Here is a 20,554-nt window from a genome sequence, read left to right on the forward strand (position 1 = left end):
CGGCATGGCCACGCACTACTTCCCGACGGACCGGGTCCACTTCACGTGGGACGCGGGCAACGAGCCGGTGCTGACGATCGCCGACGGCGACACCGTCGTCTACGAGACGCGCGACGTCTCCGACAACCAGATCGGCCCCGACTCCGACGTCGGCGTGATCGCGACGCTCGACTGGAACCGCGTGTACCCGCTGTCCGGGCCGGTCTACGTGGAGGGGGCGGAGCCGGGGGACACGCTCGCGATCGAGATCCTCGACATCCACACCAAGGGCTGGGGCTGGACCGCGATCCTGCCGGGCCTCGGGCTGCTGGCCGACGACTTCACCGAGCCGTACCTGCGGATCTTCGACCTCACCGAGGGCGACGTGACGTACTTCCGCGAGGACATCACCGTCCCGCTGGACCCGTTCATGGGGACGATGGGCGTCTGCCCGGCCGGCGCGAGCGGCACCCCGATCATGCCGCCCGGCACGTTCGGCGGGAACCTCGACACGCGCCAGCTCGTGCGCGGCACCACGCTCTACCTGCCCGTCCAGGAGGCCGGCGCGCTGTTCTCGACGGGCGACGCCCACGGCTGCCAGGGCGACGGCGAGATCTGCGTCACCGGCCTCGAGGCCCCGATGTACGCGACGATGCGCTTCAGCGTCGAGAAGCGCTCGATCCCGGGCCCGCAGTGGCGCACCGCGCCCGGCCCGCTCACGCCCGCGGTCGACGACGGCTCGTTCTTCGCCACCACCGGCGTCGGCCCGGACCTGTTCGAGAACGCCCGGAACGCGACCCGCGCGATGATCGACTACCTGGTCGCCGAGAAGGACCTCTCGCGCGAGGACGCCTACCTGCTCTGCTCGCTCGTCGTCGACCTGAAGATCAGCGAGATCGTCGACGCCGGCCAGTTCGTCGTCTCCGCCGTCCTGCCCGAGGCGATCTTCGCGCTGGAGATGCTCTAGCGTCGCGAGTCGGAATCGGGACGCTAGGGGGGCGAGCTTCGGCGCCGCGCGCCTATCGGTGGCATGAGCCATTCGACATCCGCGCGTGCGCTGGGCCTGGCGCTCGCGCTGCTGGGGGTGGGCGCCACGAGCGCCGCCGCCGACACGATCTCGTTGACGGCCGGGCCCGACCCGGCCGAGGAGGTCCCGGTCCACCTCGACGTGCGTTGGGCGCAAGCGGTGCCGGCCGGCCGGCTGTACGTCACCGAGAAGCCGGCCGGGCCGCCCGGGTGCGGCGCGACCTATGCGCTCGAGGCCGCCGTCTCCGAGGACGTGCAGCTCCCCTCGCTGGCCGAGGGCGCCGCCGGAGCCAGAACCGCCGAGCACACGTTCCGCGACCCCGGCGCGTTCGTCGTCTGCGGCTACCTGCAGGACTCACCGGCGGCGCCGTCCGCGCGGGCGGTCACCGGGCCGGTCACGGTGAACGTCCGCTCCGCACGTGCGTCCTTGGCGCTCAGCGCGCCCGTCCGCGTGAGCCCCGGAGCCCGGTACGCGGTCACCGCCGCCGTGACCGCGGAGCGTCCCCGCCGCCTGTTCGTGACGGTCAGGCGCGCGGATGGCCGCGGCTGCGAGGCGGCGCGACGGCTGGACGCGTCCGGCGACAGCGTCCTCAGCCGGGGCGTCGGCACGGAGGAGACGCTCACGGCGGAGCGGACCGCCGCCAAGACCCCGGGGACGTACCTGCTGTGCGGCTACGTCCAGGAGTGGAGCACCGACGCCGCCGCCGAGGCGACGGCGTCCACGACGTTCGTCGTCGACCGGGACGCGTGCGACGCCGCACAGGCCGCCCTGGCGAAGGCGCAGAAGGCGATGAAGCTCGCCGAGGCGGCCGTGACGCGGTTCCGCGCGCTGATGAAGCGCCAGCCGAAGACGTACCGGCGGAGCTACGCGACGGCGGTGCGCACGCGCGCGAACGCGCGCAAGCAGCTCGCTGCCGCACGCGGCGAGGTGAGGCGCGCCTGCTAGAGCGCGGCCTGGATGACGCGCTTGGCGATCGGGGCGGCGGACGTGCCGCCCTGGCCCGCCTTGGGGAGCATGACCGCCACCGCGACCTTGGGGTTCGAGGCGGGCGCGAAGGCCACGAACCAGGCGGTGGTGTTGGCCGCGTTCTGCGCGATGTCGGCGGTGGAGACGAGCTCGGCGGTGCCGGTCTTGCCGGCCACGGTCACGCCCGGGATGGCGGCGGCGCGGCCCGTGCCCGACTGCACGACCGCGACCATCATGTCCCGCACCTGGCCGGCCACCTTCGCGCTCACCACGCGCGTGCGGACGCGCTTGGTGCCCGCCACGTGCGGCTTCACGCGCACGCCCTTGTTGGCGATGGTCGCGGCGACGGAGGCCATCTGGAGCGGCGTGGCGTTGTCGGTGTTCTGGCCGATGGCGGCCGAGCCGACGGCGATCGCGTCCTTCATCTCCTTCACCGACGGGATCGTCGAGACCTTGGCGGCGGGCACGTCCGGCTGCTCCATGAAGCCGAACTTCTTCGCGATCGAGTACATGCGCTTGGCGCCCACCTTCGCGCCGAGCGGACCGAAAACGCTGTTGCAGGAGTGGGCGAACGAGTTGGTGAGCGACCCACCGCAGACCTCGTCGCTGGCGTTGCGCAGCTTGGCGCCCGACAGCGTCGCGTAGGTGCGCGCGGGATACGAGCTGCCCGGCGTCGCCTTCTTGTACTGCAGCGCGGCGGCCGCGGTGATGATCTTGAAGCTCGAGCCGGGCGGCTGGGGCGCGCTGACGGCGAGCCCTGCGAGCGCCAGCACGGAGCCGTCGCTCGGCTTGATCACGGCGATCCCGCCGAGCTGCTCGCCGAGCGCGTCGTTGGCCGTGCGCTGCAGCCCGAGCCGGATCGTCGTCTTGATCGACTTGCCCTTCGAGCCCTTCACACGCGCGATCACGCGGTCGCCGAACCGCAGCGTCGACGAGCGCTTGCCCGCCAGCCGGTCGTCATAGATGCGGTTCAGGCCGGTCGGCTTCTCACCCGCGGTGCCCGCGATCGAGGCGCCGAGCGCGTCGGAGTCCAGGAGCTTGCCGCCGGCGGCGTAGATGTTCCCGCGGGTCGGCGCGGCGCCGGACTTGCGGGTGACGTCCTCGCCCTCCTTCAGGCCCGGCAGCCGCAGCGCGGGCGTCCAGGCCACGCGGCCCTCGCCGGCCTCGTCCTCGGAGGCGGAGAACTCGATCTCACCGCGCAGCTTGCCGAAGTCGTCGGTCTCGACCGTCACGGGCACGCGGACCTTGCCGCCGCTCAGCAGCGGCCCGACCGTGCCGGGCACGACCTTCTCGGTCGTCGCGGCGTCGTTGGCGCGCTTGTAGTCGGCGATGAAGGAGATCTTCGGGTTCGCCTTCTGGCTCTTGGCGTCCACGAGCCGGTACATCGCCTCGTAGTCGCCGCGCTTCCACGCGTCCACGTAGGCGATCACGGCCGGCCGGCGCTCGTCGTCGTCCATCCAGCTGCGGGCCAGCGCGTAGCCGCCGAAGCCCAGCGCGCCGAGCGCCACCAGCGCGGTGAAGACGAGGCTCAGCGACGGGCCCCGGCGCCGCGGCCGACGCGCGCTCTTGGGCGGGGACAGGAAGAGGGAACCGGCTCGGGGCGAATACCCGAGTCCCCCAGAACGACGTCGACGACGGCGGGCCACCATGTCCCTTTCTAGCGGGTCGGCCGGACCGTTTACCCTCACTGAATGAGTGCTGCCGCGTACGAGGCCGAGTACCAGCAGCTCATCGAGCCGCACCGGCGCGAGCTTCACGCGCACTGCTACCGGATGCTGGGCTCCGTGCAGGACGCCGAGGACGCGCTGCAAGAAGCGTTGCTGCGCGCCTGGAAGGCCTTCGACCGCTTCGAGGGCCGCGCGCAGCCGAAGACCTGGCTGTACCGGATCGCGACCAACGCGTGCCTGGACGCGCTCGCCCGCCGCAAGGGCAAGCGCGAGCTGCCGATCGACCGCGGCCCGGACGAGCCACCGCTGACCGAGACGGCCTGGCTGGAGCCGTACCCGGACGACCCGGGCGCGAGCTACGAGCAGCGCGAGAGCGTCGAGCTGGCGTTCATCGCCGCGCTCCAGCACCTCCCGGCCACCCAGCGTGCCGTGCTGATCCTGCGCGAGGTGCTCGGCTTCAGCGCCAAGGAGGTCGCCGAGATCTGCGACACGACCCCGGCCTCGGTCAACAGCGCCATGCAGCGCGCCCGGGCGGCGATCGACGAGCGGCTCCCGCGGCAGTCCCAGCAGGCGACGCTGCAGGCGCTCGGCGACGAGCAGGTCAGGGCGATCGTCGAGCGCTACGTCGCGGCGTGGAACCGGGGTGACGTCGACGCGGTCGTCGCGATGCTGGCCGAGGACGCGACGTTCTCGATGCCGCCGATCGCCGAGTGGTACCGCGGCCAGGAGCCGATCCGCGCGTTCCTGCCGACCGGCCCGCTGTCGATCCCGCGCGTCTTCGTCCCCATCCACGCGAACGGCCAGCCGGCGTTCGGGACGTACAAGCTGATCGACGGCGTGTGGCTGCGCAACGCCATCCACGTGATCACGCTCGACGCCGCCGGCGCGATCACCGACGCGGTGGCCTTCCTGGACGTGGAGCTCTTCCCGCGCTTCGGCCTCTCCGAAGATGCGTGGAAGTCCGATTGACGGATCACGTAGGATTGGTGGCGATGAGGCGAGTAGCCCGCACCGTCGCCCTGTAAGACCCGGCCGATTCGCCGGGAGGGCGACGGGTGTCCCCGTCAAGCACGTCCCGGAGCTCTACTGACCATGGCCATCTCGCCTCCCGCGCCGCTCGCCGGCGCACCCCTGTCCGACCGCCTCGCCGCCACGCAGTCCTCGCCCGTGCGCGAGCTGCTGCAGATCGCGATGCGGCCGGAGATCATCTCCCTCGCCGGCGGCCTGCCCGCGCCGGACACGTTCGACGTGCCCGGCCTGCGCGCCGCGTTCGACGAGGTTCTTGCCGGCCCCGACGCGATCCGCGCGCTGCAGTACTCCACGACCGAGGGCGACCCGGCGTTACGCGACCGGCTGGCCGCGTTCATGGCCAAGCGCGGGCTGGAGGTCGCCGGCGACGACCTGCTGATCACCACCGGCTCCCAGCAGGCGCTCGGGCTGATCGCGAGCGCGCTGCTCAACCAGGGCGACGTCGTCCTCGTCGAGGACCCGACGTACCTGGCCGCGCTGCAGGCCTTCCAGCTCGCCGACCTGCGCGCGGTGGCCGTCCCGTCCGACGACTTCGGGCCCGATCCGGACGCCCTGCTGGAGATCGCCCGCCGGGAGGGCGCGAAGGTCGCGTACCTGATCCCGACGTTCCAGAACCCGACGGGCCGCACCATGCCGCACGAGCGGCGCGCCGCGATCGCCGAGGCGGCGGCGCAGGCCGGGCTGTGGCTGGTGGAGGACGACCCGTACAGCGCGCTGCGGCTCGAAGGGGAGGACGCCGACCTGCTCGCCGCCTACGCGCCCGAGCGCACGATCGTCATCCAGACGCTGTCGAAGGTGCTCTCCCCGGGCCTGCGGATCGGCTACGTGCGCGCGCCCCAGGCGCTGCGCGGCCCGCTGGCCGTCGCCAAGCAGGCGGCCGACCTGCACACGTCGACGATCGCGCAGCTGGCCGCGGAGCGCTGGCTGGCGACGCACGACCTCAGCGACCACATCGCCGCGCTCGCCGCCCACTACCGCCCGCGCCGCGACGCCCTGCTCGACGGGCTCCGGGAGCACTTGCCCGCGGGGACGAAGCTGACGGAGCCCGAGGGCGGCCTGTTCATCTGGGTCGAGCTGCCGGAGGGCCACGACGCCGAGGCGATCCTCCCGCGTGCCCTCGATCGCGGCGTGGCCTTCGTGCCGGGGAAGTACTTCTACGCGGGCGAGGCGCCGCGCGGGACGCTGCGCGTCTCCTTCGCCACCGCCACGCCGGAGGAGCTGCGCGAGGGCGCCGCGCGTCTCGGCGCGGCCTGCGCGGGGTAGGCCTGCTCCATGGCGGAGAGACCCCGACCCGACATGGACAAGGTCCGCGACGCGCTGCGCGAGCACGACGAGCGCGTCGAGGACGACCCCGCCGAGCCGTCCGAGGACGAGCGCGAGGACGAAGAAGCCGACGATGGAGACGCGTGAGCTCGGCCGCGGCGGGCCGCGCGTGCCCGTCGTCGGCATGGGCACGTGGCAGACCCTCGACGTCCGTGGCACGCGCGACGAGGTCGTGCACGCCGCGCTCGACGCCGGCTCGACCCTGATCGACACCTCACCGATGTACGGCGAGGCGCAGCGCGTCCTCGCCCACGGTCTGCAGGGACGGCGCGAGGAGGCGTTCGTCGCCGACAAGCTGTGGACGCCGGACGACCGGGAGGCCGAGCGGCAGGCGCAGCGCGCCCTCGACTGGTACGGGCGCGTCGACCTCTACCAGGTGCACAACCTGGTCGGCTGGCGCGCCCGGCTGGACCTGCTCGAGCACCTGCGCGGCGACGGGAAGGTCGGCGTGATCGGCGCGACCCACTACGCGCCGAGCGCCTTCGACGAGCTCGCGACGGTCATGCGCACGGGCCGGATCGGCGCGATCCAGATCCCGTACAACCCGGTCGAGCGCGAGGTCGAGCGCCTGATCCTGCCGCTCGCCGAGGAGCTCGGGCTCGGCGTGCTCGTGATGCGGCCGCTCGGCGCCGGGCGGCTGGTGGCGCGCGTCGGCGCGGACGAGCTGATCAAGTGGGCGCTGTCGGACCCGCGCGTGACGGCCGTGATCCCGGCGTCCTCCAAGCCCGAGCGGGTGCGCAGCAACGCGGCCGCCGGCGACGGCCCGTGGCTGGACGCCGACCAGCGCGAGGCGATCGCCCGCCGCGCCGCGGCGTAGACCCGGCGCGTTCAGGGCATCCACCTCTCATGAGCACTCCTTCGATGCGCATGCAGCTCACCACGCGCGCGCCGCTCGCGGTGCCGTCGCTGGTCGTCGGCGTCCTGTCGGCGGTCCTGCTGGTGTTCGGACCGGTCCTGTTCGCGCTGATCGCCGCCGTCGGAGCGATCGTGATGGGCGGGATCGCGCTCGCCGACGTCAAGAGCCACGGCTATCAGGGCCACGGCTTCGCCGTCGGGGGGATGATCGTCAGCGGCACGGTGCTGGCGCTCGCGTTCATCTTCATGGTGTCGACCGCGGGCTGATGCCCGAGCGGCGCGCGCCGCTGGCCGTCCCCGCGTTCGCCGCGGGCGTGGTCGCGTTGGTGCTCGCGATCCTCCTCGGCCCGGCGCTCGTGCTCGCCACGGGCCTGTCCGCCGCGCTGATGGGCGGACAGGCCTGGCACGACACGCGCCTGCACGGCTACCACGGCGAGACGCTGGCGATCGCGGGCGCCCTGCTCGGGCTCGGCGCGATCGCCATCAGCATGCTCGTGTGGCTGGGGTGAGACCTACGGCTCGTTCGTCGCGAGCGTAAACGTCACCGTCTTGCTGTAGGTGCCGGTGCGCAGCGGGTCGTTGGCCTTGATCAGCTGCTTGAACGTGATGTCCACGGTCTCGTTGGACGCCGGGCCGGTCCACACGCTCTTCGCCGGCTCGATCCGCAGCGGCTCCGCGAGGGAGAACGCCCCGTTGGTCATGTGGCCAGGGTCGCTGAAGGACAGCGTGGCCTTGCCGGCGGTCGTCAGGATGGTCGCCTTCTGGACCGCCGAGTAGTCCTGGGCCTTGCCCGGGACGAACGGCGGGAACGCGGCCGGAGCGCCCAGGCTCAGGGACAGGACGGCCGGAACCGTGCCGCCGACCGCGCCCGACGCGACGACCACCACGTCGTAGGTGACCGACTTGATGGTCGTGTTGCCGGCCGCGTCCTTCGCGGTCACGGTGATCGTGTGCGGGCCGATGTCCTGCGGGCCGGTCGTGAGCGCGTCGCCGTTGATGATCGGGCGCCCGCTGTCGGCCGCGAAGCACGAGACGACCGTGTTGTCGTCCGCGCAGCTGAACTGGACCTTGGCCTCCGTGCCGACCGGGATCTTCGCGCCGTCGAGCGGCGTGGCGATCGTGATCGTCGGCGCGTTCGGGTCGACGACGCCGTTGAGCAGGAGCCCGGCGCCGCGGTCGCGGTTGGTGGTCGTCGGGCCCGTGTCGAGGCCGGGGACGCCGACCGCGGCGACGTTGACGCCGGTGCCGGTGATGTCACCGAGCCCGGCGACGCTCCAGCCCGCCTGGTCGCCCCACTTGAAGCCGCCGCCGCCGTTCATGGTCACGCCCTTGGAGCCGAGCGTGGCCAACGCGACGTTCGTGGGCGCCTTGGAGCCGTACACGGCGTACGCCGCGCCGATCGACTCCTGCGGGATCGCCGGGCGGTCCGCGCCGGGCGCGCCGAGCAGGATCTCGCCGATGCCGTCGCCGTTGAGGTCGCCGCTCGTGGCGACCGACCAGCCCGCGCCGTCCTGCGTCTTGGCGCCGTCGATCCGGTACGAGCCGGCGGGGAGGGCGGCGAGCGCGTGGCTCGCGGACGGCTTGAGGACGTAGACCGAGCCGCTCATCAGCGAGCCGCCCTGGCCGTGGAACGGCACGCCCACGACGAGCTCGGCCCGCTTGTCGCCGTCGACGTCGCCGGCGGCCAGCGCCCAGCCGGACTGGTCGTCCGCGTCGCCGTCGAAGCGGTACGCGATGCCGGTCGTGCCGCCCTTGACGACGAACGTCGAGCCGGCGGCGTCCTTCGCGCCGATCGCGCCGACCGCGACGTCGCTCTTGCCGTCGCCGTCGAAGTCACCGGACGCGACGGACCAGCCGGTGCGCGCGGCGGCGGACTCGCCGTCGATCCGGAAGCCGTCGTAGGTGCCGCCGAGGTCGGTGTCGGCCTGGCCGTCCTTGCCGTAGAGGACGTAGGCGGCGCCCGCATCCTTCTTGCCGCCCGGCTGGGCGCCGATCGCGCCGAGGATGTAGTCGCGCTTGCCGTCGCCGTTGACGTCGCCGGTGGCGACGGAGTAGCCGGTGCGGTCGCCCGCGGCGGCGCCGTCGATCCGGAAGCCGGCCGTGTTGGTGGCGAGGTCGATCTCGGCGGTGGAGGCGCGGCCGTAGACGACGTGGGCACCGCCCGCGCTCGTGCGCGAGGACGGGTCGCTCCACGGCGTCCCGATCAGCAGGTCGCCCTTGCCGTCGTTGTTGACGTCGCCCGCGGGGGCGAGCGACCAGCCGAGGTGGTCACCGGCGATGGCGCCCTCGATGCGGACGCCGTTGGCGCCGAGCGCGCCGAGGTTCACGTTCGTGGGGGAGGCCTTGCCGTAGACCACGTACACGGCCCCGGCCTGGGCGCGCGTCGGGCCGTCGGCGCCGACCATCCAGACGGCGAGCGCGACGTCGTTGATGCCGTCGCCGTTGAAGTCGCCCGCCGGGGCGATCTTGTCGCCGAGCTTGGCGTTGGCGGCGAGACCGTCGACGCGCAGGTTCGCCTCGGTGAGCAGGTCCACGGGCCCGCCGCCGGCGAGGGTCCCCGCGAGGGCCGCGGGCGCGAGGATCGCGCTCACAGCAGCCGCTGCGCCGGCGCCTGCAAGTGCGCGCCGTCGTCTTGTGTTCAACACTCCGAATCCCTCTCTTGGGCTGATTCACTGACCGATCAGCCCGTCCCCGCCGAGCACTATGCCGCGTAGTACTACGGAGCGTCGTAGGACTGGACCATCGGGGGAACCCGAACGGTCGCGGAGCGCTGCATGAACGCCGGGAGGGAGGTAGCGTGGGTTCTCTGTGAGCACCGCCCGTCCCGACGCGCTCGCATCCAGTTCACATCGGATGAAAGACACAGGAACGTGCGAAAGACCACCCTTGCGGTGCTCGCCGTCGCCATGCTGGGGGCCACAGCCCCGGCCACGGCGCACGCGGCAGACCCGGACACGACTGCGCTGAGAGACGGCGTCACGCGCGGCGAGATCCTGCGCTACGCGCAGCGCTTGCAGTCGATCGGCATGGCCAACGAGAACAACCGCCTGACCGCGTCAGCGGGCAACCTCGAGAGCATCGACTACGTCATCTCCGAGCTGCGCGAGCTCGGCTACAACCCGACGCTCACGCCCTACGCGAACACGGCCTCGCCGAACACGTGGGCCGAGCGCACCCCGCCCGTGCTGGAGCGGACCCTGGCGGACGGCACCACCAAGACCTACGTCAACGCCCTGAACCTGACGGGCGACTTCTCGCAGATGACCTGGGGCCACACCGGCGACATCACCGCCCAGGTCATCCCGGCCGCGCGGATCACGGTCCCGCCGGTCGGCACGCAGGACGGCACCCGCGCCGGCTGCGCGATGAGCGACTTCCCGGCGGCCGTGAAGGACAACATCGCGCTGGTCCAGCGCGGCGGCTGCACGTTCCTGGAGAAGGCGATCAACGCCCGCGCGAACGGCGCCAAGGCCGTGTTCATCATGAACGAGGGTCAGACGAACCGGACCGCGCCGGGCACGACGACCAACGGCACGACGTTCACGCGCGTCGTCGGCCAGACCTACCCGGGCCTGATGGCCGCGACGCTCTCGTACGCCACCGGCAAGGAGTTCTACGACGCCGCCCAGGCCGGCACGCCGCTGACGGTCCACTTCAAGACCGACAACGCCATCAACCAGCGGATCGACTACGACATCATCGCCGAGACCACCACCGGTGACCCGAATCGCACCCTGATGGTCGGTGCCCACATCGACGGCGTCGCCGCCGGCCCGGGCATCAACGACGACGGCTCCGGCACGGCGATGAACCTGACGATCGCCAGCCAGCTCAAGAAGCTCGGCATCCAGACCAAGTACCGGATCCGCTTCGGCTGGTTCTCGGGCGAGGAGCAGGGCCTGTACGGCTCCCAGTTCTACGCCAACCAGCTCAACACGCTCGAGACGAGCAAGTTCGCGGGCATGCTCGACTACGACATGATCGCCTCGACGAACTACATCCCGTTCGTCTACACCGACGGCGCGACCGTCCCGAGCGCCGAGACCATCCTCGGCGGCCTCCACATCGACTACCTCAAGCAGAAGTTCGGCATCGAGAGCACGCCGTACATCTTCGACAACCGCTCCGACTACGCCGGCTTCCGCACCCGCGGCATCCCGGCCACCGGCCTCTACACCGGTGCGGAGACCGTCAAGACCGCGGATCACGTCGCCAAGTACGGCGGCCAGGTCGGCATCCAGGCCGACCCGTGCTACCACGAGTGGTGCGACACGATCTTCAACCTGAGCGAGTTCGGCATGGACAACTTCTCGGACGTGCTCGCGCACGCCGTGGGGTCGTTCGGCGGCATCGGCAACGACGCCATCGAGCTGCCGGTGCGCAGCGACAACTAGCGGCGAACGGCTGCTGGTCGCTCAGGCGGCCAGCAGCCCGAGCTCGTCGGCCCGGCGCACCGCTTCGGCCCGGTTGCGGACGCCGAGCTTGCGGAAGATCGACGAGGCGTGCTGCTTGACCGTGTTGGGCGACAGGCCCAGCTGGCTGGCGATCACCGGGTTCGTCGCGCCCGCGGCGAACGCGAACAGGACGTCGCGCTCGCGCGGGGAGACCGAGCCGGTGTCGCCCTCGACGCGCTGCTCGATCGTGCCGTCCTCACGCAGGGCCAGGGTCGGGATCCCGGGCAGCCGCAGGTCGGGCGTGCCGGCGAGGACGAGCTGCGGGTCCAGGCGCTCGGCCATGGCGCGGGCGTCCTCGAGCGTGCGGGCGCCGGCGCAGGCCTCGACCCAGGGGCGGCCGTGCAGGGCGAGCAGCACGCCGGCGCGGCGGACGTCGATCGGGTCGGCGACCAGGACGCGCACGGGCTCGGCGGGTGGGGTGAACGGCTCGCGCCGGTCGGCGACGATCCCCAGGCGGCGGGCGGAGTGGACGGCGCCGGCGCGGTTGCGGGCGCCGAGCTTGTCGTAGATGCCGAGCATGTGGTGCTTGACGGTGCCCGGGGCGAGGAACATCTCGGCGCCGATCTCGGCGTTCGTCAGGCCCGCGCCGACGAGACGCAGGATCTCGCGCTCGCGCGGGGTGAAGCGGGTGCCGCCGGTGACGCCGGTGCGCGGCTCGGGCATCCCGCCGCGGGCGAGGGTCCGCACGGCGGCGAGCAGGTCGCGCGCCGGGAGGTCGCGCGAGATCACGCCGAAGGCGCCGGCGGACCGCGCGGTGCGCAGGGAGACGTCGTCCCAGCGGGAGGTGAGCAGCGCGGTGCGCGCACCGGTCGCAGCCACGCGCTCGCACATCGGCAAGCCGAGACCCACGTCGACCAGCGCCAGGTCGTAACCGCCCTGCGGCTCGTGGGCGAGCGTGCATCGCTCGATCCACGGCACGCGCGTCAGCAGCCAGCGCAACCCGTTGCCCAGCACCTCATGACCTTCGACCACCAGGACGCGCACGCAACGCGGCCTGGCCCCTTCCGCGACCAACACAGCGGCATTCCTAACCCCTCAGCGGCGCCAGGCCAAGCGAGAAGGTGCGGAGACCTCTCAACGCGCCACCACGCCGAGGACGTCGACCGCGCCTTCCAAGCGGCCTCGGAGCAGGTTCAGGTGCCGTTCGTCGGCACTGACCGCGAGCTCGATCCGGTCGGCCGCGTAGGTCATCGCGAGCACCCGCGCGCCGCGCCGCTGGCAGATGCCGAGCACGCGCAGCAGCACGCCGGGGTTGTCGAGCACCTGGACCGAGAGCCGGGTGACGGACGAGGGGGCGACGCCGGGGGGAAGGAGCAGCATGGGGAACGACCTTTCTGTTCCCCGAGAATGCGCGCCCGCCGATTCGCCAGACGTTCCCCAAGGAACGACAAAGGCCCGCGGTATGACGGCCGCGGGCCTAGCGAATAATGGCGATGATGCAGGGGAAGCCGTTCGTCACGCGAGGTGTGGCGAACGGCTCCATTCCGAGTAAGGCTACACGGTCAGCCGGAAGCGGCCAACCAGGCTGTTGAGCGTCTCAGCCGTGGCGGCGAGCGTCTGGGCCGACGCGGCGATCTCCTCCGTGGACGCGCTGGTCTGCTGCGTGGACGCGGAGACCTGCTCGGCCGACGCCGACGACTGCTCGGCGACCGCGGCGACCTCGGCGATGTCCTGCTCGGCACGCTGCGCGTCGGCGGAGATCTGGTGGACGGCGGTGGCGATCTCGCCGACGCGGCCCGTGACGTCCTCGACGGCCCGGCCGATCGCCTCGAACGCCTCACGCGTCTGCTCGACCGTCGCGACGCCGTCCGCCGTGCGGCGGCCGCCCTCGGCGACGACGCCGACGACGTTCTGCGTCTCGTGCTGGATCTCACCGATCAGCGACGAGATCTGGCCCGCGGCCTCCTGGGACTCCTCGGCGAGCTTGCGGACCTCCTCGGCGACGACCGCGAAGCCCTTGCCCTGCTCACCGGCGCGGGCGGCCTCGATCGCGGCGTTGAGCGCGAGCAGGTTCGTCTGCTCGGCCAGGGCGGTGATCGTGGTCACGATGCCGCCGATCTGCGCGGACTTGCCGGCCAGATCCTCCATCGCGGTGCCGACGTTGGCGGAGGACTCGGCGACCTGCCGGATGGCGTCCGTGGCCTGCGCGGCGGCGGCGACGCCCTGCTCGGCGACCGCGCGGGCCTCCTTGGCGGCTTCGGCCGTGGCCGTCGCGGTGTCGGCGCTCGCGGTGGCGGCGCGAGCGGCCTCCTGCACGGCCTCGCGGGTGGACTCGACCATCCGCACCTGGCGCTCGGCGCCCGAGGCGACGTCGGTCACGGCCGAGGCGATCTCGCCCACGGCGCGGCCGGCCTCGTCGGACGTGGCGGCCATCTCCTGCGAGGCGGAGGCGACCGTGCCGGCGCCCGCGGCGACCTCCGCGATGACCTCGCCGAGCTGCCCGCGCATGGCCTCGTAGCCGGCGATCGAGTGCTGCGCCTTGGCGAGCATCCCGTTGAAGGTGGTGGAGAGGCGGCCGAGCTCGTCCGTGGACGTGACGTCGATCGGGGTGGTGACCGGTGTGATCGGGAACGTGAGGTCGCCCTCCGACATGCGGTCCATGGCGGTCGCGAGGTCGCTCAGGCAGTTGTCGTTGAGGCTCGTGAGGCGGCAGTCGAGCGCACGGACCGGCCGGGTGACCGAGCGCGTGACCCACACGGCCAGCCCGATCGCGGCCAGGACGGCGAGGATCGCGATGATCAGGATCAGGCGCTTGCCGGAGGCGTCCGCGGCGTGCGCGGCGCTCATGCCCTGCTCGGCGAACGTGTTGGTCGCGGCGTCCAGGCCCTCGGCGGCGGCCTCGAGCTCGCTGTCGAGCTTGAGGATCGTCTGCTCGAACGTCGTGCGGGAGCCGGTGCGCTCCTCGACGTCGGCGACGGTCTCCGCGCGCGAGTCCTCCAGCGCGGCCTTCTGCGCCTCGAGCATCTCGGAGCGCACGGCGACGAACGTGTTCAGCTCATCCTCGGCGGGCGTGCCCTCGAAGAGCTTCGCGACGGCGGCGCCGTCCTGCTTGCTCGCGGCCCAGTTGGCCTCGATCTCCTTCACGATCTCGTCCTGCGCGGCGAGGTCGCCGTCGCGCACGTACAGGTGCTGCGAGATCAGGGACACGTTGTCCTTGGCCCGCTCCTGCATGCCGCCCAGCAGCTGGGCCGCCTCGATGTGGCGCTCGCCGAGCTCGTCGGTCTCGGCGCGCAGGTTGTCCATGGAGTTGATGCCCGCGAAGGCGACGATCGCCAACGCCAGGCACAGGACGCCGAAGGCGCCACCCAGGCGCGCGGCGAGTGGCAGGTTGCGGATCGCGGTCATACGAATTGGTTCGGCCGCGAACGAACACTCATAAAGGCGGCGTGAGGTTTCGCTGACCTTTGAGAGGTTTGTCTACCCCGGGGCGAGCGGCAGGCTCAGGACGGCCTGCCAGGTGAGCGCGTCCGTGGTGCCGGTCACCGGCAGTCCGCGGGCGGTCTGGAACGCGCGCAGCGCGATGTCGGTGGCCACATCGAAGGTGCTCGTGGGGGCGACCGACGGATCAGCGGACTGCAGGTGGCGCTGCAGCCACAGCACCTGGTCGCCCTTGTTGCCCTTGGCGAGCGTCGGCCAGCCGGGATCGGTCGGCGGGAGCGCGAGGCCGCCGACGGGCTGCGCGAGCGCCGCCCAGCCGGGCTCGGTCGTCGCCTGCCAGGACCACCAGGACAGGCCGGCGGCGCCGTACGCGGCCCACAGCGCGCGGAAGCGGGCGATGTCCTCCGGCGGGACGCTGCCGTACGTCTGCCCGATCGGCGCGATCGGGGTGCCGTAGATCCGGTTGTGGGCGAGCGTGCGGCCCGAGACCGCGTCGACCGTCCCGCCGATGTCCTTCCAGTACACCTGGGGCAGGTTCGCGTTGGCGGCGCCCGGGGCGAGGAACACCGAGTACGGGATCCGGCTGTGGTAGTCCACGTACGGGAAGCTGGTGAAGCCGATCGGGTACGCGGGGCCGACGGCCGCCCGGAGCGCGCCCATGTACTGCGCGGCCTGCGCGTACTTGTTCTCGTAGGCGCCCTCGGCGTCCACGACCAGGCAATCGGCGCCGTCGGCGACCGCGTCGGCCCCGAGGGTGGCCTCGCCGACCGGGTCGTTGCCGTAGACGAACTGCCACGCGCACACGCGCAGGCCCTGCGCCTTCAGCCCCGCGACGAGCTCGGGCGAGAACTGCGCCCAGCGGCTGCCGGCGCCGTCGGAGCTCTTGACGAAGACGGTGGAGATGGCGGCGGCGCGGGCGCGCGCGACGATCGACGCGAGGTCGCCGCCGTCGGAGCGGTTGAGCTCCCAGATCCACATGCCGTTGCCACGGAAGGCCTCCGGCAGCGCGCCCGGCTGCGGCGCGGGCGTGGGGGCGACGCGGGGCGGCGCGGTGACGGTGATCTTGATCGCGTTCGAGCGGCGGCCGGCGCGGTCGGACACGGTCACGCTCACGCTTCCGGCGCGCGTGCCGGCGGGCACGCGGGCGACGTAGCCGACCCGCGTGCGGTCGAGCTTGGTGGCGAGCGCACCACCGGTCCAGCGGAACGAGACGCGCATGCCCTTGACGACGCGCTTGCCGCTGAGCTGCAACTGCTTGCCCACGACCACCTTGATGCCGGCCTTGCACGTCGCGGACGTGGCCGGGACGCAGCGGATCCGCGTCAGCTCGGGCGCCTTCTTGCGCGCTGCATCGGCGTTGGCGGGAACCAGGAGTCCGGCCACGCAGGCCGTAAGAGACAGCACGCAACGTCCTCTCATCACCCGGGACAAACCGAAGTGAACGTCGGAAGTTCCGGTGCGGTGGTTACGCTTTCCGACTCATGCGCCGGCGTTACAGGAACGAGGAGCGCCCGCCGCGCGTGGGCGCGGCCGTGCTGGCCAAGGCGTTCATCGGCGTGTTCCTCGTGTTCCTGTCGACCGGTGCGGGGGTGGCGATCGCGGGCTACCTGATGATCGCTCCGCCGGAGATCGAAGGAGGCGCCGAGGCGCCGCCCGATATCCCGATCCCGGAGCCGGATCTCCCGGAGCCGGTCGAGCCCGGTGGGCCGCGCACGCTGCTCGTGCTCGGCTCGGACCGTCGCGCCAAGACGTCCAAGGACGCGCAGCTCGGCCAGCGCGAGAACCCGCACTCGGACACGATCGTGCTCGTGCGGCTGGACCCGAAGCGCCACCGCGTCGCGGTGCTGTCGCTGCCCCGCGACCTCGCGGTGACGATCCCGGGCTACGCCGACAACACGAAGATCAACCAGGCTTACGACGAGGGCGGCGCCGCGCTGACGCTCAAGACGGTCCGCCACTTCTTCGAGAGCGCGACCGGCGAGAAGTTCAACATCAACGGCGTCATCGACGTCAACTTCAACGGCTTCCAGCGCGCCGTCAACGAGGTCGGCGGCGTGTACGTCGACGTCGACCGCAAGTACTACAACCCCGAGGGCACGGGCTACGCGTCGATCGACATCCAGGCCGGCTACCAGCGGCTCGTCGGCTCGGACGCCCTGGACTACGTGCGCTATCGCCACACGGACTCCGACCTGTTCCGTGGCGCCCGCCAGCAGGACTTCCTGCGCCAGGCGTCCGCGCAGAAGAGCGTCGCCGAGATGAAGTCGGTCGGTGAGGCCACCGAGCTGCTCGGGATCATGCGCCAGTACCTGAGCTTCGACAAGCGGTTCCTGAGCCGCCGGAACCTCGCGGGCATGCTCAAGACCGCGGTGAGCCTCGCGATGAACGACACCGTGGTCAACCAGGTCCAGCTGACGGGGATCATGGAGTCCGAGGACCCGCAGGCCGACACCCGCCTGTACCTGTCCAACGCCAGCATCACGAAGGCCTACGACTCGTTCATGACCGGCGAGGGCGGCGCGAAGAACCCCACGCGCAAGACCGAGCCGACGGCCGAGTCCAAGAAGAAGAAGGGCAAGGCGTCCACCGTCAGCGGGCTCGTCGACGCCAAGCGGATCGGCGAGGACCTGGCGGTCGTCGCGGCACCGCGCCTGAAGAAGCTGCCGTTCTACTTCCCGGGCAAGGTCACGGGCCGCACGCAGTACGTCAACGAGACGCCGCGGATCTACTCCCTGCGCGACGAGGACGGCAACCTGCAGCGGGCCTACCGGATCGTCGCCTCGATCGGGGAGTCGGGCGAGTACTGGGGCGTCCAGGGCATGACCTGGCGCAACCCGCCGATCGTCGCCAGCCCGGACCGGATCCGCAAGACGGCGAGCGGTCGCGACCTGATGCTCTTCTACGACGGGCGCAAGATCCGCATGGTCGCGTGGAAGACCCCGCGCGCCCTGTACTGGGTGTCGAACACGATCGGCCGCAAGATCTCGAACGCGCGCATGATCGAGATCGCCGCTTCCCTGCGGCGTTTGAAGCAGTAGCGCAACCTCGACGCATTCCTCGGGTTGGGAGACCTTGATGCCGCGACTCGTCATCGTGATCCTCGCTGCGCTCCTGGCGCTGCCTGCCACTGCCACCGCCGCCGCCTGCCCGGGCGCTGATGCCTGCCCGTACTCCGCCGGCTCCGTCATCGGCAACCGCACGGGAGGCGTCCTGCGCTTCCCGCAGGCCTCCGCCGTCGGGCCCGACGGGTCCGTGTACGTCGCCGACCAGTACTCGCACGCCATCCAGGTCTTCGGCCCGGACGGGAAGTTCGTGCGCGAGATCGGCGGGCCGGACGAGCTGAGCTCGGCGGGTGCCGTCGTCGTCGGCCCCGACAACTCGGTCTACGTCGCCGACGGCAACGACCGCATCATCCGCTTCGCCGCCGACGGGACGGTCCTGTCGGAGTGGGGCGGGACCGGCTCGGCGGTGCAGTTCAAGTTCGGCTCCGGCGGCGGGAACGACTCCGGCGCGGGCGGCGGCCTGGCCATCGCCGACGGCTTCCTGTTCGTCGCCGACACGCGCAACGACCGGATCGTGCGGCTGGGGCTGGACGGCACCGGCGCGACCGTGATCGTGCCCAAGGGGACGGTCAAACGCCCGCAGGGCCTCGCGGCCCGCGGCGGCCGGGTGGTCGTCGCCGACGACAACGGGCACCGGATGGTGGTCTTCGACTACAACGGCGCGCTGCTCACGACGTTCGGCTCCGGGCCCGGCCCGAACCCGGGCCAGCTGAGCTACCCGTACGACGTCGGCATCGACCCGCTCGGGCGCGTGTTCGTGGCCGACAACATCAACCACCGCGTCGTGCGGTACGGGCCGGCGCCGAACTACACCTACCGCGGGCGCTGGGGCTCGTACGGGTCCAAGCTCGGCCAGCTGCAGTACCCCCGTGGCCTGAGCGTGGACGCCAACGGCAACACCTACGTGGCCGACCCCGGCGGCAACCGGATCGACGTCTTCGACGTCGGCGGCGCCCCCAAGGGCTGGTTCGGCGCCAGCGGACGCGTGACCGGCCAGTTCATCCGCCCGCTCGGCGTCGCCGCCGACGCGAGCGGCGCCCGGGCGGTCGCCGACTCGGTCAACGGCCGCGTCCAGCTGCTGGGCGGCGACGGTGCCGTGCTGGCCGCCTTCGGCGCTCCGGCGCCCGGGCCCACGCTGCTTCCCGACCCGGTCTCCGTCGCTTTTGACGCGAGCGGGATGTTGTACGTGCTCGACCAGCAGCGCTCGCGCGTGCTCGTCTTCGACCGCGGCGGCAAGATCATCCGGACGATCGGGTCACGCGGCACCAAGGCGGGCCAGCTGCTCGCGCCGAGCGCGGTCGCGGTCTCCCCGCAGGGCATCGTGTACGTCGCCGACACCGGCAACGGCCGGATCGTGCGCTACCGGACGAGCGGCTCGCACGTCGGGTCGATCGGCCGCTTCCGCTCCGTGCGCGGCGTCGCGGTCTCGCCGGATGGCAGCCGCGTCTACGCGACCGACGCCGGCACGAACCGCGTGTCGGTGATGACCGCCAACGGCGGCGACCTCGACGAGCTCGGCGTGCGTCAGCTGCGCTCGCCGGCCGAGCTGACGCTCGACGGCGCCGGCAACGTCTGGGTGGCCGACCGCGGCAACGACCGCGTGGTCACGTTCTCGCCGGACGGCCAGATCCTCCACGCGTTCGGCACGCGCGGCACGGGCCCCGGCCAGTTCATGGAGCCCACCGGCATCTCCGTCGCCTGCAACGGCCTCGTGACCGTCGCGGAGGCCGACAACAACCGCGTCCAGCAGTTCCAGTTCCCGGCGACGGGCGCGTGCGGCTCGCTGCCGGCGATCACGCCGCCGCCGAACCCCATCCTCGCGACCCAGCCGGACCCGGTCCCGCCGGACGTCTACCTCGCGCCGACGCGGACGAGCGGCATCCTCGGCGTCCGCCAGCTCCCGCTGCGGGTTCGCTGCGACGTGCGCTGCCGCCTGACCGCGGTGGTCACGCTCACCCCGCGCGGGAGGAGCAAGCCGGCCGTGAAGCTGAGCCTGACCCCGCAGACGCTGCCCGCGGGCAACACGGTCACCGTGCGTCCACGGCTGAGCGTGGCCGGCGTGCGGACGCTGGCGCGCGCGCTGAAGGGCAAGCGTGCGCTGACCGCCAACGTCCAGGTCACCGCCACCACCACCGACACACCGCCGGCGGTGGTGACGAAGAAGATCCAGGTGACGGGTTAGCGGTTCCCGAAGAGGGAGAGCAGGCTGATGAAGATGTTGATGATCGAGACGAAGATGCCCGTGGCGAGCCAGATCACGTCGTCCTCGGTCGCGTGCTTGCGCACGTAGTTGAAGTCGACGAGGATCAGCGCCGCCGAGGCGACCAGGATCACGATCGAGATGATCGGCGACAGCGAGCCGAGGCCGCCGAAGATCAGCGACCCGATCGAGATGACGACCGCGCCCAGGACGACGTAGGACAGGGGCTTCATCCAGCCCTTGAGGTCCTTGCTCCAGGCGAAGCCGGCGGCGCCCATGCCGAGCACGGTGAGGGCGGTGAGGCCGACGGCGCTGGTCACGGCGCTCGGGTTGGTGTCCACGTAGAAGGCGATGAACGGGCCGAGGCCGTAGCCGATCGCCATTGCGATCAGGCCGAGCCAGAGGACGCCGAGGCCGCCACGCCGGAGCGGCGCGACGAAGCTCTGCACGATCAGCAGGCCGAGGCCCGCGAACGAGAAGACCCGCGCAGTGCTGAACGCCAGGTCGCGCCCGAGATAGGTGGCGAGCGCGCAGATGCCGAGCGCCACGGCGACCAGGCTGAGGACCTGGCCCATGATGAGGGGAACGTCGCGTTCCCGTACGCCAGATGAGAC

The 20,554-nt window shown here is 72.0% G+C and carries 18 protein-coding genes; 11 read left to right on the top strand and 7 right to left on the bottom strand.

All coding sequences use genetic code 11. From position 1 onward, the window contains the following. Nucleotides 1-4: 4 nt before the first annotated feature. Both C8N24_RS26400 and C8N24_RS33440 read left to right on the top strand, forming a co-directional pair. Entirely contained in the window at nt 5-946 is a 942-nt protein-coding gene (locus C8N24_RS26400) for an acetamidase/formamidase family protein (protein ID WP_121255767.1), read from the top strand. A gap of 63 nt (nt 947-1,009) precedes the next feature. Continuing rightward, nucleotides 1,010-1,951, top strand: coding sequence for a hypothetical protein (locus C8N24_RS33440; RefSeq protein ID WP_147447998.1), 942 nt, complete (start codon nt 1,010-1,012; stop codon nt 1,949-1,951). On the opposite strand, the gene C8N24_RS26410 is transcribed toward C8N24_RS33440, so the two are convergent. Next, nucleotides 1,948-3,480: a penicillin-binding transpeptidase domain-containing protein gene (locus C8N24_RS26410; protein ID WP_170179437.1), complete on the bottom strand. Its 1,533-nt coding sequence runs from the start codon at nt 3,478-3,480 to the stop codon at nt 1,948-1,950. The genes C8N24_RS33440 and C8N24_RS26410 overlap by 4 nt on opposite strands. 183 nt (nt 3,481-3,663) lie before the next feature. Between C8N24_RS26410 and C8N24_RS26415 the strand changes: the two genes are divergently transcribed. The 6 genes from C8N24_RS26415 (at nt 3,664) to C8N24_RS26435 (ending at nt 7,355) form a co-directional block, all read left to right on the top strand. Next, nucleotides 3,664-4,608 (top strand): sigma-70 family RNA polymerase sigma factor, encoded by a 945-nt coding sequence (locus C8N24_RS26415; protein WP_121255773.1) that lies wholly within the window; start codon nt 3,664-3,666, stop codon nt 4,606-4,608. Nucleotides 4,609-4,731: 123 nt separating this feature from the next. Continuing rightward, nucleotides 4,732-5,931, top strand: coding sequence for an aminotransferase-like domain-containing protein (locus C8N24_RS26420; RefSeq protein WP_121255775.1), 1,200 nt, complete (start codon nt 4,732-4,734; stop codon nt 5,929-5,931). 9 nt (nt 5,932-5,940) lie between these two features. After that, nucleotides 5,941-6,078: a hypothetical protein gene (locus C8N24_RS34360; RefSeq protein WP_170179438.1), complete on the top strand. Its 138-nt coding sequence runs from the start codon at nt 5,941-5,943 to the stop codon at nt 6,076-6,078. Further along, entirely contained in the window at nt 6,065-6,808 is a 744-nt protein-coding gene (locus C8N24_RS26425) for an aldo/keto reductase (RefSeq protein WP_121255777.1), read from the top strand. Before C8N24_RS34360 ends, C8N24_RS26425 begins: the two co-directional genes overlap by 14 nt. Nucleotides 6,809-6,837: 29 nt before the next feature. After that, complete coding sequence (locus C8N24_RS26430; RefSeq protein ID WP_147447999.1) at nt 6,838-7,113, top strand: hypothetical protein; 276 nt, start codon at nt 6,838-6,840, stop codon at nt 7,111-7,113. After that, nucleotides 7,113-7,355 carry a hypothetical protein gene (locus tag C8N24_RS26435; RefSeq protein WP_121255782.1) on the top strand — a complete coding sequence of 81 codons (243 nt, stop codon included), beginning with the start codon at nt 7,113-7,115 and terminating at the stop codon, nt 7,353-7,355. The genes C8N24_RS26430 and C8N24_RS26435 overlap by 1 nt, the downstream gene beginning before the upstream one ends. A 3-nt stretch (nt 7,356-7,358) precedes the next feature. Here the strand turns inward: C8N24_RS26435 and C8N24_RS26440 are convergent, their stop codons facing one another. Beyond that, nucleotides 7,359-9,437, bottom strand: coding sequence for an FG-GAP repeat protein (locus C8N24_RS26440; protein WP_147448000.1), 2,079 nt, complete (start codon nt 9,435-9,437; stop codon nt 7,359-7,361). A 279-nt stretch (nt 9,438-9,716) separates the two neighbouring features. Between C8N24_RS26440 and C8N24_RS26445 the strand changes: the two genes are divergently transcribed. Further along, complete coding sequence (locus C8N24_RS26445; protein WP_170179439.1) at nt 9,717-11,240, top strand: M28 family peptidase; 1,524 nt, start codon at nt 9,717-9,719, stop codon at nt 11,238-11,240. Between the two features lie 21 nt (nt 11,241-11,261). Here C8N24_RS26445 and C8N24_RS26450 read toward each other — a convergent pair whose 3' ends face one another. The 4 genes from C8N24_RS26450 to C8N24_RS26465 all read right to left on the bottom strand — a co-directional run bounded on the left by C8N24_RS26450 (nt 11,262) and on the right by C8N24_RS26465 (nt 16,061). Then, nucleotides 11,262-12,284: a response regulator transcription factor gene (locus C8N24_RS26450; RefSeq protein ID WP_121255788.1), complete on the bottom strand. Its 1,023-nt coding sequence runs from the start codon at nt 12,282-12,284 to the stop codon at nt 11,262-11,264. Nucleotides 12,285-12,374: 90 nt separating this feature from the next. Next, on the bottom strand, nt 12,375-12,620 hold the full coding sequence (locus C8N24_RS26455) for an ACT domain-containing protein (protein ID WP_121255790.1): 246 nt from the start codon (nt 12,618-12,620) through the stop codon (nt 12,375-12,377). Between the two features lie 174 nt (nt 12,621-12,794). After that, the gene (locus C8N24_RS26460) at nt 12,795-14,645 is read right to left on the bottom strand and encodes a methyl-accepting chemotaxis protein (RefSeq protein WP_121255792.1); all 1,851 of its coding nucleotides are present in this window, start codon (nt 14,643-14,645) and stop codon (nt 12,795-12,797) included. A 72-nt stretch (nt 14,646-14,717) separates the two neighbouring features. After that, nucleotides 14,718-16,061: a peptidoglycan-binding domain-containing protein gene (locus C8N24_RS26465; protein WP_121255794.1), complete on the bottom strand. Its 1,344-nt coding sequence runs from the start codon at nt 16,059-16,061 to the stop codon at nt 14,718-14,720. Between the two features lie 98 nt (nt 16,062-16,159). Between C8N24_RS26465 and C8N24_RS26470 the strand changes: the two genes are divergently transcribed. Continuing rightward, nucleotides 16,160-17,716, top strand: a complete 1,557-nt coding sequence (locus tag C8N24_RS26470; protein ID WP_121255796.1) for an LCP family protein — start codon at nt 16,160-16,162, stop codon at nt 17,714-17,716. A 37-nt stretch (nt 17,717-17,753) separates the two neighbouring features. Continuing rightward, a complete protein-coding gene (locus tag C8N24_RS26475) occupies nt 17,754-19,922 on the top strand; it encodes an NHL repeat-containing protein (RefSeq protein WP_121255798.1) in 2,169 nt (722 codons plus the stop codon). Here the strand turns inward: C8N24_RS26475 and C8N24_RS26480 are convergent. Beyond that, the gene (locus tag C8N24_RS26480; protein ID WP_170179440.1) at nt 19,919-20,515 is read right to left on the bottom strand and encodes a Bax inhibitor-1/YccA family protein; all 597 of its coding nucleotides are present in this window, start codon (nt 20,513-20,515) and stop codon (nt 19,919-19,921) included. The genes C8N24_RS26475 and C8N24_RS26480 overlap by 4 nt on opposite strands. Nucleotides 20,516-20,554: the final 39 nt, after the last annotated feature.

The sequence above is a fragment of the Solirubrobacter pauli genome (assembly GCF_003633755.1).
Taxonomy (GTDB): Bacteria; Actinomycetota; Thermoleophilia; order Solirubrobacterales; family Solirubrobacteraceae; genus Solirubrobacter; species Solirubrobacter pauli.

Excerpts from the sequence above, each read along its gene's own strand:
- C8N24_RS26400 (WP_121255767.1), top strand. The coding sequence starts at position 5 with ATGGCCACGCACTACTTCCCGACGGACCGGGTCCACTTCACGTGGGAC.
- C8N24_RS33440 (WP_147447998.1), top strand. The coding sequence starts at position 1,010 with ATGAGCCATTCGACATCCGCGCGTGCGCTGGGCCTGGCGCTCGCGCTG.
- C8N24_RS26415 (WP_121255773.1), top strand. The coding sequence starts at position 3,664 with ATGAGTGCTGCCGCGTACGAGGCCGAGTACCAGCAGCTCATCGAGCCG.
- C8N24_RS26420 (WP_121255775.1), top strand. The coding sequence starts at position 4,732 with ATGGCCATCTCGCCTCCCGCGCCGCTCGCCGGCGCACCCCTGTCCGAC.
- C8N24_RS34360 (WP_170179438.1), top strand. The coding sequence starts at position 5,941 with ATGGCGGAGAGACCCCGACCCGACATGGACAAGGTCCGCGACGCGCTG.
- C8N24_RS26425 (WP_121255777.1), top strand. The coding sequence starts at position 6,065 with ATGGAGACGCGTGAGCTCGGCCGCGGCGGGCCGCGCGTGCCCGTCGTC.
- C8N24_RS26430 (WP_147447999.1), top strand. The coding sequence starts at position 6,838 with ATGAGCACTCCTTCGATGCGCATGCAGCTCACCACGCGCGCGCCGCTC.
- C8N24_RS26435 (WP_121255782.1), top strand. The coding sequence starts at position 7,113 with ATGCCCGAGCGGCGCGCGCCGCTGGCCGTCCCCGCGTTCGCCGCGGGC.
- C8N24_RS26455 (WP_121255790.1), bottom strand. The coding sequence starts at position 12,620 with ATGCTGCTCCTTCCCCCCGGCGTCGCCCCCTCGTCCGTCACCCGGCTC.
- C8N24_RS26460 (WP_121255792.1), bottom strand. The coding sequence starts at position 14,645 with ATGACCGCGATCCGCAACCTGCCACTCGCCGCGCGCCTGGGTGGCGCC.
- C8N24_RS26470 (WP_121255796.1), top strand. The coding sequence starts at position 16,160 with ATGCGCCGGCGTTACAGGAACGAGGAGCGCCCGCCGCGCGTGGGCGCG.
- C8N24_RS26475 (WP_121255798.1), top strand. The coding sequence starts at position 17,754 with ATGCCGCGACTCGTCATCGTGATCCTCGCTGCGCTCCTGGCGCTGCCT.
- C8N24_RS26480 (WP_170179440.1), bottom strand. The coding sequence starts at position 20,515 with ATGGGCCAGGTCCTCAGCCTGGTCGCCGTGGCGCTCGGCATCTGCGCG.